Origin of the sequence: Paraburkholderia sp. BR10923 (assembly GCF_040948765.1) — a bacterium.
Taxonomy (GTDB): Bacteria; Pseudomonadota; Gammaproteobacteria; order Burkholderiales; family Burkholderiaceae; genus Paraburkholderia; species Paraburkholderia youngii.
This window is the reverse complement of record NZ_JBFPKO010000009.1, coordinates 41,255-58,462: the sequence shown is the minus strand read 5'-3', so window position 1 is coordinate 58,462 and position 17,208 is coordinate 41,255. Positions and strand designations below refer to the sequence as shown.

General features: G+C 64.7%; 18 protein-coding genes and 1 pseudogene. 8 read left to right on the top strand and 11 right to left on the bottom strand.

Annotation, left to right across the window (positions count from 1 at the left end; translation table 11 throughout):
- Nucleotides 1–158: 158 nt before the first annotated feature.
- On the bottom strand, nt 159–800 hold the full coding sequence (locus AB3X94_RS18540) for a YigZ family protein (RefSeq protein ID WP_368612306.1): 642 nt from the start codon (nt 798–800) through the stop codon (nt 159–161).
- A 114-nt stretch (nt 801–914) separates the two neighbouring features.
- Here AB3X94_RS18540 and AB3X94_RS18535 point away from each other — a divergent pair, with 114 nt between their 5' ends.
- The gene (locus AB3X94_RS18535) at nt 915–1,541 is read left to right on the top strand and encodes a LysE family translocator (protein ID WP_013091224.1); all 627 of its coding nucleotides are present in this window, start codon (nt 915–917) and stop codon (nt 1,539–1,541) included.
- A gap of 41 nt (nt 1,542–1,582) precedes the next feature.
- Entirely contained in the window at nt 1,583–2,212 is a 630-nt protein-coding gene (locus tag AB3X94_RS18530) for a 2-hydroxychromene-2-carboxylate isomerase (protein ID WP_368612305.1), read from the top strand.
- A 16-nt stretch (nt 2,213–2,228) separates the two neighbouring features.
- On the opposite strand, the gene AB3X94_RS18525 is transcribed toward AB3X94_RS18530, so the two are convergent.
- Nucleotides 2,229–2,483, bottom strand: a complete 255-nt coding sequence (locus AB3X94_RS18525) for a DUF2866 domain-containing protein (protein ID WP_013091226.1) — start codon at nt 2,481–2,483, stop codon at nt 2,229–2,231.
- 344 nt (nt 2,484–2,827) lie between these two features.
- Here AB3X94_RS18525 and AB3X94_RS18520 point away from each other — a divergent pair, with 344 nt between their 5' ends.
- A complete protein-coding gene (locus AB3X94_RS18520; RefSeq protein WP_368612304.1) occupies nt 2,828–3,943 on the top strand; it encodes a DUF484 family protein in 1,116 nt (371 codons plus the stop codon).
- Nucleotides 3,944–3,976: 33 nt separating this feature from the next.
- Here the strand turns inward: AB3X94_RS18520 and AB3X94_RS18515 are convergent, their stop codons facing one another.
- From AB3X94_RS18515 to AB3X94_RS18505, 3 genes are all read right to left on the bottom strand, one after another.
- Nucleotides 3,977–5,716 (bottom strand): peptidoglycan D,D-transpeptidase FtsI family protein, encoded by a 1,740-nt coding sequence (locus tag AB3X94_RS18515; protein ID WP_368612303.1) that lies wholly within the window; start codon nt 5,714–5,716, stop codon nt 3,977–3,979.
- 323 nt (nt 5,717–6,039) lie between these two features.
- Nucleotides 6,040–7,581 carry a methyl-accepting chemotaxis protein gene (locus AB3X94_RS18510; RefSeq protein WP_176107668.1) on the bottom strand — a complete coding sequence of 514 codons (1,542 nt, stop codon included), beginning with the start codon at nt 7,579–7,581 and terminating at the stop codon, nt 6,040–6,042.
- A 131-nt stretch (nt 7,582–7,712) separates the two neighbouring features.
- Nucleotides 7,713–7,919 carry a hypothetical protein gene (locus AB3X94_RS18505; protein ID WP_368612302.1) on the bottom strand — a complete coding sequence of 69 codons (207 nt, stop codon included), beginning with the start codon at nt 7,917–7,919 and terminating at the stop codon, nt 7,713–7,715.
- Between the two features lie 214 nt (nt 7,920–8,133).
- Here AB3X94_RS18505 and aepX point away from each other — a divergent pair, with 214 nt between their 5' ends.
- From aepX to AB3X94_RS18490, 3 genes are read left to right on the top strand one after another with little or no spacing between them, the layout of a single operon-like run.
- Nucleotides 8,134–9,861 (top strand): phosphoenolpyruvate mutase, encoded by a 1,728-nt coding sequence (gene aepX / locus AB3X94_RS18500; RefSeq protein ID WP_368612301.1) that lies wholly within the window; start codon nt 8,134–8,136, stop codon nt 9,859–9,861.
- The gene (gene aepY, locus AB3X94_RS18495) at nt 9,858–11,033 is read left to right on the top strand and encodes a phosphonopyruvate decarboxylase (RefSeq protein WP_368612300.1); all 1,176 of its coding nucleotides are present in this window, start codon (nt 9,858–9,860) and stop codon (nt 11,031–11,033) included. The genes aepX and aepY overlap by 4 nt, the downstream gene beginning before the upstream one ends.
- A 23-nt stretch (nt 11,034–11,056) precedes the next feature.
- Nucleotides 11,057–12,124: a 2-aminoethylphosphonate aminotransferase gene (locus tag AB3X94_RS18490; RefSeq protein ID WP_368612299.1), complete on the top strand. Its 1,068-nt coding sequence runs from the start codon at nt 11,057–11,059 to the stop codon at nt 12,122–12,124.
- A 22-nt stretch (nt 12,125–12,146) separates the two neighbouring features.
- Here the strand turns inward: AB3X94_RS18490 and AB3X94_RS18485 are convergent, their stop codons facing one another.
- Both AB3X94_RS18485 and AB3X94_RS18480 read right to left on the bottom strand, forming a co-directional pair.
- The gene (locus tag AB3X94_RS18485; protein ID WP_167335679.1) at nt 12,147–12,287 is read right to left on the bottom strand and encodes a hypothetical protein; all 141 of its coding nucleotides are present in this window, start codon (nt 12,285–12,287) and stop codon (nt 12,147–12,149) included.
- Between the two features lie 141 nt (nt 12,288–12,428).
- Nucleotides 12,429–13,136 carry a PIG-L family deacetylase gene (locus AB3X94_RS18480; RefSeq protein ID WP_013091233.1) on the bottom strand — a complete coding sequence of 236 codons (708 nt, stop codon included), beginning with the start codon at nt 13,134–13,136 and terminating at the stop codon, nt 12,429–12,431.
- Between the two features lie 438 nt (nt 13,137–13,574).
- On the opposite strand from AB3X94_RS18480, the gene AB3X94_RS18475 reads away from it, so the two are divergent.
- Both AB3X94_RS18475 and AB3X94_RS18470 read left to right on the top strand, forming a co-directional pair.
- Nucleotides 13,575–13,850, top strand: coding sequence for a hypothetical protein (locus tag AB3X94_RS18475; RefSeq protein WP_176107672.1), 276 nt, complete (start codon nt 13,575–13,577; stop codon nt 13,848–13,850).
- A pseudogene (locus tag AB3X94_RS18470) lies at nt 13,808–14,113 on the top strand (fatty acid--CoA ligase); the annotation flags it as partial. The gene AB3X94_RS18475 and the pseudogene AB3X94_RS18470, both read left to right, overlap by 43 nt.
- A 50-nt stretch (nt 14,114–14,163) precedes the next feature.
- Here the strand turns inward: AB3X94_RS18470 and AB3X94_RS18465 are convergent.
- The 4 genes from AB3X94_RS18465 to AB3X94_RS18450 all read right to left on the bottom strand — a co-directional run bounded on the left by AB3X94_RS18465 (nt 14,164) and on the right by AB3X94_RS18450 (nt 17,198).
- Nucleotides 14,164–15,168 (bottom strand): LuxR C-terminal-related transcriptional regulator, encoded by a 1,005-nt coding sequence (locus AB3X94_RS18465; protein ID WP_368612298.1) that lies wholly within the window; start codon nt 15,166–15,168, stop codon nt 14,164–14,166.
- A 63-nt stretch (nt 15,169–15,231) separates the two neighbouring features.
- Nucleotides 15,232–15,933: an alpha/beta fold hydrolase gene (locus tag AB3X94_RS18460; protein ID WP_368612473.1), complete on the bottom strand. Its 702-nt coding sequence runs from the start codon at nt 15,931–15,933 to the stop codon at nt 15,232–15,234.
- A 168-nt stretch (nt 15,934–16,101) separates the two neighbouring features.
- Nucleotides 16,102–17,025, bottom strand: a complete 924-nt coding sequence (locus AB3X94_RS18455; protein WP_368612297.1) for a LysR family transcriptional regulator — start codon at nt 17,023–17,025, stop codon at nt 16,102–16,104.
- Nucleotides 17,022–17,198, bottom strand: a complete 177-nt coding sequence (locus tag AB3X94_RS18450; protein ID WP_368612296.1) for a 2-dehydropantoate 2-reductase N-terminal domain-containing protein — start codon at nt 17,196–17,198, stop codon at nt 17,022–17,024. Before AB3X94_RS18450 ends, AB3X94_RS18455 begins: the two co-directional genes overlap by 4 nt.
- Nucleotides 17,199–17,208: the final 10 nt, after the last annotated feature.

Sequence of the window (17,208 nt, the reverse complement as noted above, 5' to 3'; positions counted from 1 at the left end):
GAAGTCAGAGGAGTTGCCCTTTTAAGTGGAGTCAGCCCGGTGAAGAACAGCATGGTAGCAGCGAACCTTGCGTCTGGCTGGCTAGCCCGGCCATCATAACGGGCCGCAATAGCGATGGACATCGGGACAACGCCCGAAGGGCGTTCGACCGCAGCCGCTCAGAAAAAGCCCGCCTTTCCCTGTGTGATATCGGTCAACGTTGCCTTGGCGCCGTCGAGCGCATTGGCGGGCACGCGCATCGTCATCTTCACCAGCATGCCGTAGGCGCTGTCCACCAGTGCATAGCCTTCGGCGTCCATCCAACGACGGACTTTGGCTTCGTCGGCATAACTGACTTCGACGCCCAGCGAAACCTGGGCAATCCTCTCGACGCGCGGCGCGTCGAGCAGCGCGGACGCGATCGCATCGGTGTACGCCCGCACCAGACCGCCCGCGCCGAGCTTCACACCACCGTAATAGCGCACGACGGCCGCGAGCACGCCATCCAGATCGTGATGCCGCAGCACTTCGAGAATCGGCCGACCGGCGGTGCCGGACGGTTCGCCGTCGTCGGACATGCCGGATTGGCCGCCCGCGAGCAGCGCCCAGCACACATGCGTCGCGGCCGGATGTTCGTCGCGCAGACGCTGCAATTCGGCCATCGCGGCATCGCGATCGGCGACCGGGAGCGCATACGCGATGAAGCGGCTCTTGCGAATCTCGAGTTCCGCGCTCAGCGGCGCGGGCAGGGTATAGGTCGGCAAGGCGGAAACGTCGGTGGATGAAAGAAAGCACGCGGTACGCGCCGCGATGTCGGACATGGTAACGGATCGTCCACGCGAGCGAGGCGCCGAGGGCAGGCTCGCGGGTTCGACTACAATGGTCCGCTGAACGCGCGCCCATCATTTCGATGCTGCGCATCGCGAGGAGACGACATGCTTGACCTATCCACGTTGGGGACTTTCGTTGCCGTCGTGCTCGGGCTCTTTCTGATTCCTGGCCCGGCCGTGCTGCTGGTTTTGACGCGCACCATGCACGGTGGACGCAAGGCCGGCATTCTGACCGGTCTCGGCATCGCAGCCGGCGACTTCGTGCATACGCTGGGCGCCGCGGTTGGCCTCTCCGCGCTGCTGATGACGTCCGCGCTCGCGTTCAATGCGGTGAAATTCGTCGGTGCCGCGTATCTCGTCTATCTGGGCATTCGCGCGTTGCGCGAAAAGCAGGCGAGTGCGCATCTGCCGGTCGTCGCGCCGGTGTCGGGTTCGAAGGCGTTTTTGCAGGCGATTCCCGCCGAAGTGCTGAACCCGAAGACCGCGCTGTTTTTCCTCGCGTTTCTGCCGCAATTCGTACGGCCCGAGCATGGCTCGACGTTCCTGCAGTTCGCGACGCTCGGGCTGATTTTCGTTGCCATGAGCGCGCTTTACACGACGCTGATCGTCCTGACGATGCGGCCATTGGGCAAACTCGTGAAGCGTTTGACGTGGTTGACGCGCTGGCAGAACAAGCTCATCGGCGTGCTGTTCATTTCGCTCGGCCTGCGCGTGGCGGTGCAAACACGCTGAGGGTCGATGCGCGACTGGCACGCGCGATTCAGGAGACCGCGATGAATGAAGGCTCAACCTCGACGGCGCGCGCGCTCGAGTTCTGGTTCGACTTCGGCAGCAACTACAGCTATCTGAGCATGATGCGGGTCGAAGCGTTGGCGGCCGCGCGCAACGTGACGATCGTCTGGCGGCCGTTTCTGCTCGGCCCGGTATTTCGCCAGCTTGGGTTCGAGAACTCGCCCTTCGTATTGCAGAAAGAAAAAGGCGCATACGTGTGGAAAGACATGGAGCGTCAATGCCGCAAATACGGCCTTGCGCTCACGCGTCCCAGCACGTTTCCGCGCGCGGCGCTTCTCGCGATGCGCATCGCGCTGCTGGGTGCGAACGAGCCGTGGATCGGCGCCTGGTGCCGCCAGATCATGCAGTTGAATTTCGTCGGCGACCGCGACATCGGCTCGATCGACGTCGTCAGCGAAGCGCTCGACTCGCTTGGCTTACCCGTGCAGAGCGTGATCGACGCCGCGCAGAGCGACGCGAACAAGCTCCGTTTGCGCGAGCAGACCGAACGGGCCATCAGCAAGGGCATCTTCGGTGCGCCGACGTTTTTTGTCGGCGGCGAGATGTTCTGGGGAAATGACAGGCTGGAGGACGCGTTGGACTACTGCGACACGATCGCGGCGCGCCAATGAACGTCGAACGGAGCGCTCAATCAGCCTGCTGACAGAAGCGCCGGCCCGGGACATGAGAGACCACGGCCTGAGCGATTTCGAGTGGAGTACTTTCGGCGGGAACGACGCGGCGGCTCGATTCGGGCTCGTGCTTCATCGTCCATTCGACGAGGCGGTATGAACGGCCCCAAGGCTGTTGCAGCGGATCGGAGACCTTGCAGGAATGAATCTGGCGAGTCCATTGATGGCCGGGCATCGCACGCAGGTGTTCGACTACCATCTCTTCAACCATGATTTACCTCCTTCTTCTTGTGCGCGGGACCATGCTCGGCCGCGTTTTCGGCACCCTTCAAGAAAAAACGCCGCCGATGTTCTGGCGGCTCAACAGGGGATGAAGTACATACTTGCAGCGAACAATTAAGCGAAACTTAAGAACCGCAATCATTGCGCAAACGGATCTCGCAGCGTGTAAGCGAGTGCAAGCGAATGCAAGCGAGCGTTGACAACGGTGGGCGCGCACGCCCGCATGCCGGCCGACGCGTCGCGAGCCTGCCCTCAAGACCCCGGCGGATCGGCCGTTATCAGTAGAGTTGGGGCGTCGACCCCGTTCGCCTTCAGGGCCGCCTTGCCGATACCGTGACGAAACTCGCCCAAACGCCGCTTTCCGAGCGCCTTCGCTCGCTCGTCGACACCGTGCAGCACAACGAGCGCACGTTGCGGCGCTTCCAGAACGTCGAGTTGCATTTGATCGGCGCGCAGGATTTCGCGTCGTTTCTCGATACCTTGTTCAGCCATCTGCCGCGCGAGTTCGCTCTCGCGAACGTGGTGCTGTGGCTCGACGACCGCGCGCCGATGCTGCTCGAACTGCTCGAGCCGGGCAACCTGCAAGCGCTCGGTCATGCGCAGCTGAAGACCTCGCGCGAGGGTGGTCTCATCGCGCGGTCTTTGTGCGAGCACGATCGGCCGTGGCTCGGCCGCCCTGGCGAGCTCGACGGCGACGCGCGCCGCGCGTTCTTTGGCGCCGTGCCGGCCCAAGTGCCGGCCAGCGCGATCCTGCTGCCGCTCGCCGCGGGCAAGAACGTCAGCGGCTATCTATGCCTCGGCAGCGACGACCCCGCGCGCTTCGGCGCGGGCATGGCCACCGACATCCTGGAGCGCTTCGCGAGCATCGTCACCGCGAGTCTCGACAACGTCGCGCATCGCGAGCGGCTCAAGCAACTCGGCATGACCGATGCGCTGACCGGCCTCGCGAATCGCCGCTATTTCGACGAGCGGCTGCGCGAGGAGTTGATGCGCGCGGTCCGTTATCGCGCGCCGGTCGCGTGTCTGTTCATCGATATCGACGGTTTCAAACGCATCAACGATAGCCACGGCCATCAGATCGGCGACCGCGCGCTCGCGGCGGTGGCGGCCTGCGTGCGACAGCAGGTGCGCCTTGGCGACACCGTCGCGCGCTATGGCGGCGAGGAGTTCGCCGCGCTGCTGCAAGGCGATCGCAGCGACGCGCTGACCGTCGCCGAGCGCGTGCGGCGGGCAGTCGAGAATCTCGACGTGCGCGACGTGCGCGGCGAGCGCATCGCGTTGTCGGTGTCGATCGGCGTGGCCGCGCGCGTGGTCGCGGGCAGCCCGGCCGACGCGATGTCGCTCGGTCAGGCGATGATGGACGAGGCCGATCGCGCGATGTATCAGGCCAAGCGCAACGGCCGCAATCGCATCGAGACGCACGCCGATGCGCTCGATGAGCAGGGCTGATCGAGCGGCGCCAACACCAACACTAACTGCGCGTCACACTCCGGCCGCATCCGGCGGCACCCCGAGCAGCTGCAATGCGCCGCCCATCACACCGCTGAACACCGGTCCGGCGACCGTACCGCCATAGAACGCCCTGCCGGCCGGGTCGTCGATCATCACGGCGACGATCAGGTGCGGATCGCTCATCGGCGCCATACCGACGAACAGCGCGCGGTAGCGATTCGGCGCGTAGCCCGCGCCGATCTGCTTGCGCGCGGTGCCGGTCTTGCCTCCGACGCGATAACCCGCCACGCTCGCGGCGCGTCCGGTGCCGCCATCGCCCGTTGCCATTTCGAGCATGTTGCGGATCGCGCGCGCGGTGCCGGGTGTCGTGACCGGTTCGCCGTCAGCGGCGAACGACGTCGGCTCGTCCGCATCGCGCGGCTCGCGCAGCAGGCTCACGCGCCGCAGCGTGCCGTCGCCGGCATAGGCGGTGTAGACCTGCGCGATTTGCAGCAGCGATACCGACAGCCCGTAGCCATACGCCATCGTGGCCTGCTCGATCGGGCGCCAGCGGCCATATGGCCGCAGCTTGCCGGCGGCCACGCCGGGGAAGGGCAGCTCGGGCTTCATGCCGAGCCCGTATTGCTGGTACTTGGTCCAGATCGTTTCGGCCGGCAGGTTCAGCGCGAGTTTCGCGAGCGCGATATTGCTCGACTTCTGCACCGCCTCGGCGACTGTCATCGCGCCGTGATTCGACGTGTCGTGAATCACGGCCGGGCCGATCCGATACCAGCCTGGCGCCGTATCGATGATGCTTTGCGGCCGCACCTTGCCTTCGTCGATCGATAGCGCGACGACGAGCGGCTTGATCGTCGAGCCCGGCTCGAACGTGTCGATCACCGCGCGGTTGCGCAGTTGCCGGCCGGACAGGTGCGTGCGGTCGTTCGGATCGAAGCTCGGGTAGTTGGCGAGCGCGAGGATCTCGCCGTTGCGCGCATCGAGCACGACCACGCTGCCCGCTTCGGCGCGGTGCTGCGCGATCGCGGCTTTGAGTTGCGTGTACGCGAGTTGCTGGATGCGCCGGTCGATCGTCAGCTGGATCGTCGCGCCGTTGCGCGCGGGCACGAGCGGCCGCGTCTCCGAGATCACGCGGCCGAGCCGGTCGCGAATCACCTCGCGCTGGCCCGGCACACCTTGCAGCTGCCCGTTGGCGGCGAGCTCGACGCCTTCCTGGCCGTTGTCCTCGATGTCGGTAAAGCCGACCACGTGCGCGGCCGACTCGCCCTCGGGATAAAAGCGTTTGGTGTCGGCGACCTGCGTGATGCCGGCGAGCCCGAGTCGGGACAGATGCTCGGCGGTGTCGGCATCGAGCTGGCGCTTGAGCAGCACGAAGCTGCGCTCGCCGTTCAGACGCCTGCGCAGTTCCGCGGGCGGCAGATCGAGCAGCCTGGCGAGCGGCGCGAACGCGCTTTCGTCGACGAGCTTCGGCGTGGCCCAGATTTCGTACGTCGCGAGACTGACCGCGAGCATCGAACCATTGCGATCGACGATCCGGCCGCGCGTCGCGTCGAGTTCGAGCAGGCGCTGATAGCGCTTCTGCCCCTGGTCGACGTAGAAGTCCTGATTCACGACCTGCACCCAGAACGCACGGGCGGCGAGCGTCGCGAACGCGGCGAACACGAGCAGCACGATGAACTTCGAGCGCCACGCGGGCAGCCGGGCGTCGAGCAGCGGGTTCTTCGCGGCTAACGCATAGGGATCGGGCGACGGAGGTTTTTTCTGGCGGATCATGGCGGCGGGCAGCGGACGTTACGTACCTTCGATTGAACAGGGCCGCCAAAACCACGTGGCCTGGCAGCAAGGACTTTCGCTGGGCCGAGTGTAAACAAAATGTAATTCAAATGCGAGGAATGTGAAAGACGAAGTGATTGTGTTCGAGCAACCGCTAGCCGGGCCGAAGCTTAAAAACGAAAAGCCGCGCGGACTTGCAAAATCCGCGCGGCTGATTCGTTCGATTGATGCGTCGACTCCGACGCGGCGTGTTGATGAGGCGCTCCCTGCCTGTGGAGCGCCTTCTTTTTATGCGCGCCCGTCGCGGGCGCGGCGCAGAAGCGTCAAGCCGGCAACGCGAAACTCGCAATCGCGTCGCGCAACACGCCGACCTGGTCCTTCAGCGAATGCGCGGCGGCCGCGGCCTCTTCGACCAGTGCCGCATTCTGCTGCGTGACCTGGTCCATCTCGCCGACCGCGCGATTGACCTGCTCGATGCCCGCGCTCTGCTCGCGCGACGCGTGGCTGATTTCTTCGAGAATTTCGTTGACGCGCCGCACCGACTGCACGATCTCGCCCATCGTCGCGCCCGCGTTGGCGACCAGCGACGCGCCGGTCTCGACGGTATCGGTCGAGGTTTCGATCAGCGCCTTGATCTCCTTGGCGGCCGTCGCCGAGCGCTGCGCGAGGCTGCGCACTTCGGCCGCGACCACCGCGAAGCCGCGGCCCTGTTCGCCGGCGCGGGCCGCTTCGACGGCCGCGTTCAGCGCGAGGATATTGGTCTGGAACGCAATGCCGTCGATCACGCCGATGATGTCGCCGATCTGCCGCGAGCTTGCGGTAATCTCGCCCATCGTGCGCACCACGTCGTCGACCACGCGGCTGCCGCGCGTCGCGACGTTCGCGGCGTCGCTCGCGAGTTGCGCGGCCTGGCTCGCGCTGTCCGCGTTCTGCTTCACGTTGACCGTCATCTGATCCATGCTCGACGCGGTTTGCACGAGCGCCGCCGCCTGCTCCTCGGTGCGCTGCGACAGGTTGGTGTTGCCCGCGGCGATTTCGTTCGCGCCGACGTTGATGTTCTCGGTGCCCTGGCGCACGCGCGAGACCGTGTCGACGAGTCCTGCCTGCATCGTGCGCAGCGCATGCAGCAGGCTGCTGTTGTCGTGCGGCGCGATCGACACCGGCGTCGCGAGATTGCCTTGCGCCATCAGCCGCGCATGCTTGACCGCCGCTTCGAGTTCGCCGCCGAGCGAGCGGCGGATGCTGCGCAGCACGATGAGCATCACGACCGTGGAGAGCGCGCCGAGTGCGACCGTGATCGCCAGCCAGCGCAGCAGGTTGCGGTAGAACGCGCTTTGCACGTCGTCCATATACATGCCGGTCACGAGGTACCAGTCCCATGGCGCGAAGTGCATCGAGTAGCTGGTCTTCGCAACGGGCTGTTCGCTGCCCGGTTTGGCCCACAGATAGTCGACGAAGCCGCCGCCGTCGTGATTGCCTGCGTTGACGATATCGACGAACAGATGATTGCCGGCCGGATCGGCGAACTGTGCGAGGTTCTTGCCGATCAGTTCGGGCTTGAACGGATGCATCAGCATGACCGGCTGAGAGTCGTTGATGGACAGGTAGCCGTCCTTGCCGTAGCGCATCGCGCCGAGCGTCGCGAGCGCCTGTTTTTTCGCGTCGTCCTCGGACAGCGCATGCTGCTGCGCGAGCGCGTAGTAATGGGCGGTGACGTGGTTGGCCTCTTCGATCAGCGAGCGCAATTGCTCGCGTCGGTCCGAGATCATCGACGCGCGGTTCTGCCACGCGCCGAACGCGCCGATCAGGATCAGGCCAACCCACAGCACGGCGATCATCGACGTCAGTTTTCGGTTCAGAGTCATAGCGAGGGGAATGGGATTTCTGGCCTTAGGGTCTAGTGGTTTGCGGTCGGATGCCGCTCGCTGTGTTAACGGCGGGAAATGGTGTTGGTCGAGGCAGGGGAAACCCGCTGTTTACATCGCCATTCATCTGATTAATCAGCGGATTTTATTTGCGTTTTTAGCGGCGCTCGTGCGCGCTCAATTTGAAAAAGACAATTGCGCAATATCCGGGAATCTGAATTAACTGGCGTTTTTTGGTAAAGCGAAGCGATTGAAATATACGCACGAAAATCGACATAAAAACGGGCGGCACGAAGTGCCGGACAACCTGTCCGAGCCAAATCCAGCAAGGTTCCCATCAACATTCCACAAAACGCCAATCCAATCCAAAAATCCCATTAATTGTCTGCGAATGCAAAAAACAACACATTTTTCCACTTAAGAGCAACCACGAAAAATCGCTGCGGCATTCAAAAGACTCGCCATAAAAAATTCCGCTATAGTCGCCCTTTTTCCGATCGCCAGCCGGGCATAGAAGAACGTCAATCCGCCCGCCACCAGGAGTCCCGAAGAATGAATGCACGCGAACCCGCTTTCGTTTCCCCGTCCCGCAGTGCGCGCCTGCGCCAGATGCTCGTCCGCAGTGAACTCGATTTCATGATGGAGGCGCATAACGGCCTGTCCGCGCGCATCGTTCGCGAAGCCGGGTTCAAGGCGATCTGGGGCTCGGGCCTCGCGATCTCCGCGCAGTTCGGCGTGCGCGACAACAACGAGGCGAGCTGGACGCAGGTGGTCGATACGCTGGAATTCATGGCCGACGCGAGCGATCTGCCGATCCTGCTCGACGGCGACACCGGATACGGCAACTTCAACAATGTGCGCCGCCTCGTGCGCAAGCTCGAACAGCGCGGCATTGCCGGCGTGTGCATCGAGGACAAGCAGTTTCCGAAGACCAACAGCTTCATCAATGGCGAGGCGCAGCCGCTTGCCGAGATCGACGAATTCTGCGGCAAGATCAAGGCCGGCAAGGACTCGCAGAACGACGAGCATTTCTCGATCGTCGCGCGCGTGGAGGCGCTGATCGCGGGCTGGGGCATGGACGAAGCGCTGCGCCGCGCGGAAGCGTATCGACGGGCAGGCGCCGATGCGATCCTGATTCACAGCAAGCTGTCGCGCCCCGACGAGATTCTCGAATTCGCGCGCGAATGGGCCGGCCGCGCGCCGCTCGTGATCGTGCCGACCAAGTACTACAGCACGCCGACCGAGGTGTTCCGCGAAGCGGGCATCAGCACCGTGATCTGGGCGAACCATCTGATCCGCGCGGCGACCTCGGCGATGCAGGCGGTCGCGAAGGAAATCCATGCGAGCGAGACGCTCGTCAATGTCGAGGACAGCATCGCGGCGGTCAACGAAATCTTCCGTTTGCAGGACGCCGACGAATATTCGGAGGCCGAAGACCGCTATCTGTCGGGCGGCCGCGCGGCCGGCTCGGCCGTCGTGCTCGCCGCGAGCCGCGGCAAGGGCCTTGAAGCGGTGACCGGAGAGCGTCCGAAGGTGATGCTGCCGATCGCCGGCAAACCGCTGCTGCGCTGGCTCGTCGACGCGTTCAAGAAGCAGGGCGTCAACGACATCACCGTGGTCGGCGGCTATCGCGCCGACGCGATCGATACCGCGGGCATTCGCCTCGTCGTGAACGAGCAGCATGCGCAGACCGGTGAACTCGCGTCGCTCGCATGCGCACTCGATAAACTGAGCGGCGACACCGTCATTTCGTACGGCGACCTGCTGTTTCGTAGCTACATCCTGCGCGATCTGGTGGAAAGCGAGGCCGCCTTCAGCGTGGTCGTCGATTCGTCGCTGACCGATACGGAGAACGCGAGCGTGCGCGATTTCGCTTGGTGCTCGGCCGCCGACGACCGCGGTTTGTTCGGCAACAAGGTCGTGCTGCGACATGTCGCGAGCGGGCGGGAGCAGTCGTCGGCGGCGAGCGCCGCGCAGGTGCCGCATGGCCGCTGGGTGGGGCTGCTGAACGTGCGCGGCGCGGGCCTTGAACGCCTGCAAGCGGTAATGTGCGGGTTGCGGACGCGCGACGATTTCGCGTCGCTCGACATGCCCGCGCTGCTGAACGCGCTGATCGAAGCGGGCGAGTCGATCGACGTGCAATACGTGCACGGGCACTGGCGCGGCGTCAACGATCTCGACGATTTCCGCCGCGCGGGCGACTTCGCGCACGCGCAGGCTCCGTTCGCGACGGCCGTCTGCGGCGCAACGGCGAACGATGCACACGGAGGTGCGCAATGATCGAAGCAGCACAGTTCGTCGAGGCGGCGCGCGAGCGCGGTTTCGACTGGTATGCGGGCGTGCCGTGCTCGTATCTGACGCCGTTCATCAACTACGTGCTGCAGGACGAATCGCTGCACTACGTGTCGGCGGCCAACGAGGGCGACGCGGTCGCGCTGATCGCCGGCGTCACGCTCGGCGCGAAGAACGGCCGGCGCGGCATCACGATGATGCAGAACTCCGGGCTCGGCAATGCGGTCAGCCCGCTGACCTCGCTGACCTGGACTTTCCGTCTGCCGCAACTGCTGATCGTCACGTGGCGCGGCCAGCCGGGGGTTGCCGACGAGCCGCAACACGCGCTGATGGGCCCGATCACGCCGGCGATCCTCGACACGATGGAAATTCCGTGGGAGACGTTCCCGACCGAGGCCGACGCGATCGGCCCGGCGCTCGATCGCGCGATCGCGCATATGGACGCCACCGGCCGTCCGTACGCGCTCGTGATGCAGAAGGGCAGCGTCGCACCGTATGAACTGAAGGACGGCGGCGCGCCCGCGCGGCGCACGCCGGTCGAGCCGCATGCGCAGTTCCGCGCGCAGTTCCGCGATATCGCCGCGAACGAACTCGCAACGCGCCACGACGCGCTGCAAAAGGTCATCGCGCATACGCCGCTCGACTCGACGGTGGTGCTCGCGTCGACCGGTTTTTGCGGCCGCGAACTCTATGCGATCGACGATCGCGCGAACCAGCTATACATGGTCGGCTCGATGGGCTGCGTGACGCCGTTCGCGCTCGGCCTCGCGCTCGCGCGCCCGGACCTGCACGTGGTCGCGCTCGACGGCGACGGCGCCGCGCTGATGCGCATGGGCGCGTTCGCGACGCTCGGCGCGTACGGTCCGTCGAACCTCACGCACGTACTGCTCGATAACGGCGCGCACGATTCGACCGGCGGCCAGGCGACAGTGTCGCCGCAAGTGTCGTTCGCGGGTGTCGCGGCCGCGTGCGGTTACGCGTCGGCGATCGAGAGCGACGATCCGGCAGTCATCGACGAACTGTTCGCGGCGCCGCCGCTCGACGGGCCGCGCTTCGCACGCCTCAGGATCCGCCGCGGCACGCCCGACGGCCTGCCGCGCCCGACCATTACGCCGCCCGATGTGAAGACGCGCCTGATGCGCCACATCGGCGCGATCTGAACCCTATGCCAACAGGAGCGCCCATGCTGCTGCTCAATCCCGGCCCGGTGACGCTCACCGAACGTGTCCGCAACAGCCTGTTGCAGACGGACTTGTGCCATCGCGAGAGCGAATTTTTCGACCTGCAGGAAGAGGCGCGCACGCGTCTCGTCGACGTGTACGGGCTCGATCCGAACGAATGGCAGGCAGTGCTGATGACCGGTTCCGGCACGGCCGCCGTCGAAAGCATGACGGCCGCGCTGGTGCCGCAAAACGGCAAGCTGCTCGTCGTCGAAAACGGCGTGTATGGCGAGCGCATCGCGCAGATCGCCGCGCAATACGGCATCGCGCACGAAGCGCTGAAGCACGACTGGATGGACGCGCCCGATCTCGCGAAGATCGCCGAACGGCTCGACGCCGACAAGTCGTTCACGCACGTCGCGGTGATTCATCACGAAACGACCACGGGCCGTCTGAACGACATCGCGGCGCTCGGCGCATTGTGCCGCGAGCGCGGCCTGCGTCTGCTGGTGGACGGTGTCAGCAGCTTCGGCGCCGAAGCGATCGATTTCGCGGACGCGAGCCTCGACGCGCTCGCGGCGACCGCCAACAAGTGCCTGCATGGCGTGCCGGGCGCGTCGTTCGTACTGGTGCGGCGCGCGGCGCTCGCACGCGCGGCGAGCCGCACGTACTACCTCGATCTCGCGCGGCTCGCGCGTTTGCAGGATCAGCGCAACACGCCGTTTACGCCGTCGGTGCACGCGTATTACGCGCTGGTCGAGGCGCTGCGTGAACTCGCCGACGAAGGCGGCTGGCGCGCGCGTCATGCGCGCTATGCGGCGCTTGCCGAGCAGGTGCGCGCGGGCCTGGCCGCGCGCGGCATCGGCAGTGTGTTGCCGGCTGGGCAGTCGTCGGTGGTGTTGTGCGCGTACCGCTTGCCCAACGGTATCGCGTATCCGCAACTGCACGACGCGTTGAAGGCGCGCGGCTTCGTGATCTATGCGGGGCAGGGCGGGCTGTCGGCGGAGCTGTTCCGCATCTCGACGATGGGCAGCATTCACGCGGCCGATATCGACCGCCTGCTGCAGGGCTTCAGCGACTTGACCGGCTGACGCTGCGTCGAGCGCGGCTCCCCTACACCGGGTCCTTGTCCGGCGGCCCGTCAGGCCGCTGCGGCTCCTCGACATGATGCCCCGGCGACGGCGGCACCAGCGGATCGGCTTCCGGGTCGCGGTTCGGATCGGCGTTCGGGTCGGGAATCGGGCTGGTGTGCATGTCGTAGCTCATTGCGTCACCCTTGCGGTTGAAATGCGCGGGTCCGGCGTGGGCGGTTGTTACCGTCGATGCGCGCCGCCGCGTCGGTTATCTGTCTTCAAGCGTAGGCGCTCGCCGCGCTTCCTGCTCGCTCCTTTTTTGCTATTTTCTCGCGCGTTTGCGGCCGACGCTGAGCTGCCAGTAGCGCTCGGTCGCGAACACGTCTTCATAATTGCCGGGGCCGAACGCCCGCAACTGGCTCGCGTACGCGTTGACCGCTTCGCGTTTCAGATGCGCGCGGCGCTGCACGTCGATCGTGTGGCCCGCGCTCGGCGTTGCCGGCGTCGCGACGATGCCGCGCTGCGCGAGATCGGCGAGCCGCGCCTGCACCGCGCCCGGCGTGAGCCGGTGAATCGCTTCCTCATAACCGAACCAGTCCAGATGCGTGAGGCGCGGCAGGATTTCGCAGCACGCTTCGAATACCCGCGCATGATCCTCGTGATGCAGGCCGAGCGGCATCAGCAGCGTGTTGGCGGTCGTGCGGTAAATCGTTTCCTCCAGCGCCGCCGCCATCTGGCTGATCGACGGCGAGTCGGCGTACTGGCTGTCGCGAAACGGCATGCGCAGCGGAATCGCGTCGAGCACTTCGAGTGCGCGGTTGTCTTCGACCGTGCGTTCGCGGACCGCTTCATGAGCGTTCGCGAAGCCCGCTTTCTGGTCCCACTCCGTATGCATGTCGTGTTCGGGCGGCGCGGCGAACACGGTGCAGACGGCAGCGTCGGGATGGGCGGCGAGCAAGGCGCCGCAACTGAACACGGCGTCGTCGAAATGGGGCGAGACGATGAAAAGGCGTGGAGTGGTTTCGCTCATGGGCTTGCGTCTGGGGGTTCGAGGCGGGGCGGATGAGGCGTCGAGGCCGTCGGTCGTCAAGGCGCCGCATGTGAAAAAAACATGGCGTCACCTCAGCTTAGGCGTAATCGGCACGGCTTGCGCGCGAAACTTGCCATGCGCAAATTACATGCCTGAAAGACCGCGGATCGGGGTCTCGATCTGTCCATCCGGCGACGGTCGCGGCTTTTCGGCTCGTCGCGCGTCGCTGTCATGGCGTTGAAGCGCCCGTGTTTTGTGTAGTTCGCGAATTCTCCTAACCCTCTCTCCCGCCTCCCCCGTTCAGGGGATAGTCCCCCCGCGCAACCGCGCAGATGATTTGCCTATCGGGAACTCACCGCGGGACGAGGCTGTCGGCCACGCAGCAATGAAGCCGTGTGCGCCCGCCATCCATCCAGTTCAGTGCTCAAGGAGATTCAGATGCGCGACAACGCCACGGCCGCCGCGCCCTCGGCCTACGCCTATCCATTGCTGATCAAGCAGTTGCTGCACACGCCGTTCGTTCAGGCGGCGGACCCGGAGATCGTGTATCGCGGCCAGCTCCGCATGACCTATACGACGCTGCGCGAGCGCATCGCGCGGCTCGCCAATGGACTTTCCCGGTTGGGCGCGTGGCACGGCGGCACCGTCGCGGTGATGGACTGGGACAGTCATCGGGTGGCGAATGGATTTCATCGCTGGAAATCGAGAGCCTGATTTCACTGTACCCGGGCGTATCGGAGGTGGCGGTCATCGGCATCGGCGATGAGAAATGGGGTGAGCGGCCGGTCGCGTTGGTGGTGCTCGGCGAAGGCGCCGCGGTGAGCGAGGACGACATCAAGCGTCACGTGCTGACGTTCAGTGAGTTGGGACGGATCTCGAAGTATGCGGTGCCGCAGATCGTCAGGTTCGTCGACGCGCTCGAAAAGACCAGCGTCGGCAAGCTTAACAAGAAGTGGCGGCGCGCGCAGTTCGCCTGAGAAATCACAACGCTTCGAAGGCTTGGCGCAATGGCTGGCGCGATAGCGCCTCACTCGCCGTTGCGCAGCAGACCCAGCGCTTGCGCGCGCGACACCGCATGCGCGCGCTTGTCGACCTCGAGCTTCACGAAAATACTCTTCACGTGCGATTTGACCGTCTCGGGCGCAATGCCGAGACTGCGCGCGATTTCCTTGTTCGACTGACCCTGCGCGATCAGCCCGACGATTTCGCTTTCGCGCGCGCTCAGCGCTTCGCGTTCGCCATCGCGCTGCGCGTGGCTGCCGGGCTGATAAAGCGCACGCCAGCCGACGCACAGACGGTCGATGTAATTCGCCGCGTCCTTCGTTCGCGCCGGCTTCCCCGCGACGCTGCGGGTATCGTCGCGCATCGCCTGCAGCAGCGATCCGATGCCGGCGCCCTGGTCGAGAATCGACTGATAGATGCCGGCGGGCGCGGCGACTTCGACGACCCGGCCGAACACCTCGATCGCCTCGCTCAACTGGCCCGCGCTCATCCACGCGAGCGCGAGCGTGGTGCGCAAGTGCAACGCCAGGTAGTCGCCGTGACGGCTTTCCGCGCTTCGCCGCGCGGTGTTCAGGTGGTCGACGGCCTCGCTCGTGCGGCCCCGCGCCATCGCCAGGCAGCCCGCGGCGAGTGCGCGATAGTTGTCGATTTCCGCCGACACGGGCGTCGACGATTGCGGGTCGCGCGCCGGGAGTCCGTCGAGTTGGTGCACACATGCGGCGGCTTCGGTCATTCTTCCTTCGGCGATATGCAGCCGAGTGCGCTCGACGAACCCCGCGGCGACCAGACGCTGCCAACCGCGCCGATGGCCGAGGTCTTGCGCGTGGTCGAGCAGCGCATACGCGTGCGAGGCGTTCGAGCGCGCCATCGCGATCCGGATCAGCACTCGATACGCAATCAGCACGCTATCGAGCAGCACGGCCGCATCGACGATCGGCATCAGATCGAGCAGGAGCGCTTCGGCCTCGTCGAGGCGGCCCTGCTCGTAGCGGATCTGCGCGAGCATCGGCGCGCACAGCGCGGCGGACACCGGAGGACACGCGTTTGCCGAGCCGTCGCCATCTTGACGGCACGTCTATTTGCATCAGAGTCCTTATAGCGACGCTCGCTCCAGAAACTTTCTGATCTCGAGAGAGTACGCACCAGGGTGTGAAAACCTGAACATGTGACCCGTGCGCGGCATGACTACTTCCTGCGCCCCCTTGATGCCGTTCACCAGGACCCCCGCGGCTTCTTTGCCGATCAGCTTGTCTTCCTCCGGAGTCAGGATCAGCGTGGGGACGTCGATGTTCTTCAGCAGAGCCGTATAGTCCGTCTTCCCGATCGAGCGTATGCGGTTGACGTAGGCCTTATGCGACGTTTCCCTGATGAAGAAGTCGCGGCTCTTTCCGATGGACCAGGGTATCTCCCCCTCCTTGTCGAACGACGAAGCCAACTGCATTGCATGGAATGAAAGAGTCAACTGTCGATAAAAGGGCCCGGGGAAGAACGGTGCAAGCGCCGCCAGCATCTTGAGCAAGGGCGAGGTGATCGGACTCCTGGCAAATCCACCCGAGAGCACCAGGCCCTTCAGGCCCTTCGGCTGCCGCGTCGCAACCGCGATCGAGGAGACCGCGCCGTACGAATCACCAACCAACACGTAGCTGTCGAGATCCTTCAACTGATCAGCGATGAAGTCGGCCAACGTTTCCAGTTTGCGTACGTCGTCCGGTAAACGAAGTGTACGCATGGGGCGACTCCGCAAGTGGGTCAACTGGTCAAGCTGCCACGGAGCGCCTGCGAAGCAAGGGATCATGACCAAGGTGGGGGATGTCCTCATGGGGTACTCCGAGCAGGTTGAATAATCGGCAACCGAACTCTATGAGGCCCGAGGTATTCGATCCAATGGCATTTGCACAGCATGTCGATGCACGAGATTCATGGCGCCCTTGTCGCTGCGACGGCAGCAAGTCCCTGCCGATGTTCAGTGGGCGATCATCATGTTGGCAAGCCACTGAACGGCCGGTTCGTTGGCGCGCCCTCGGGCTCGAATAACGAGCACCTCCCAGGTCGGTAACGCCAACGGCAGTTCGAAAAGGCTCAGTTGCGCAGTGTCCTGCATCCGCAGTGCGACCCGCTCCGCGATAACGGCAATCGCTTCCGAAGCACCGACCATGAACGGAGCAGCCAGAAAGCTGGGGCAGGTGGCGCTCACCACCCGGGTTCGACCGACGGCCTCCAGCGCATCGTCGACGGCGCCTCGTGTATCTCCGCGCGGCGAGACCAGGATGTGCGGCAGCCGAGCGAAGTCATCCAGTTCCATGTGCAGCTTCTTGCCTCGCTTGACGAGGGCCGGGTGCCCCTTGCGCGCAATGCCGACGAAACGCTCCTTATGAACAAGCTGGCAATCAAAACGCTGCGGAATCTGGGCGAAAGAGCCGGACCCTAGCACGATGTCGAAATCGCCACGGTCCAACATGCGCAGAGCGGATTCGCTATCGGCTGGCCCGAGCCTCAGCACGACACCCGGCGCAGCGGCCTGGATGCTGTGCAGAACAGGGGCGATGACGGTCAAGATGGCGTGATCGGTGGCTGCCACCGACAGTGTCGCTTGCACGCGACCTGGATCGAATGGGCCACGTGGACTGGCGACGAGCCTGACCGACTCCAGCACCGCCGCCACGCGCGGCATCAACTCGATGGCCAGCGGCGTTGGCTCGATCCCGCGAGGGTGACGAATGAAAAGCTGATCAGCAAAAGCAGTACGCAGCCTCGATAAAGCGTGGCTGGTTGCGGACTGGGACAAATGCAGTCGTTCGGCGGCGCGGCCGACGTGCCTCTCGGCCCAAAGTGCCTCGAGTACGACCAGAAGGTTGAGATCGAATCGCGTCAGATCCAGGGGCTTCATGCGGTATCAGTGTCCCTTTCCTTGTCCGGCAAGATCGTCAGCATCGCGCGGCCGAGCCGTTCGAACAGTGCATCCGGTATGCCAAGCACACGCGGGTCGCTGCCACCAGCCAGCAGACGTCCGCCGACATAGCAACCAATTGAGCCGGCGCCGTAGATACAGATTTTTGCCATGCAGATTCTC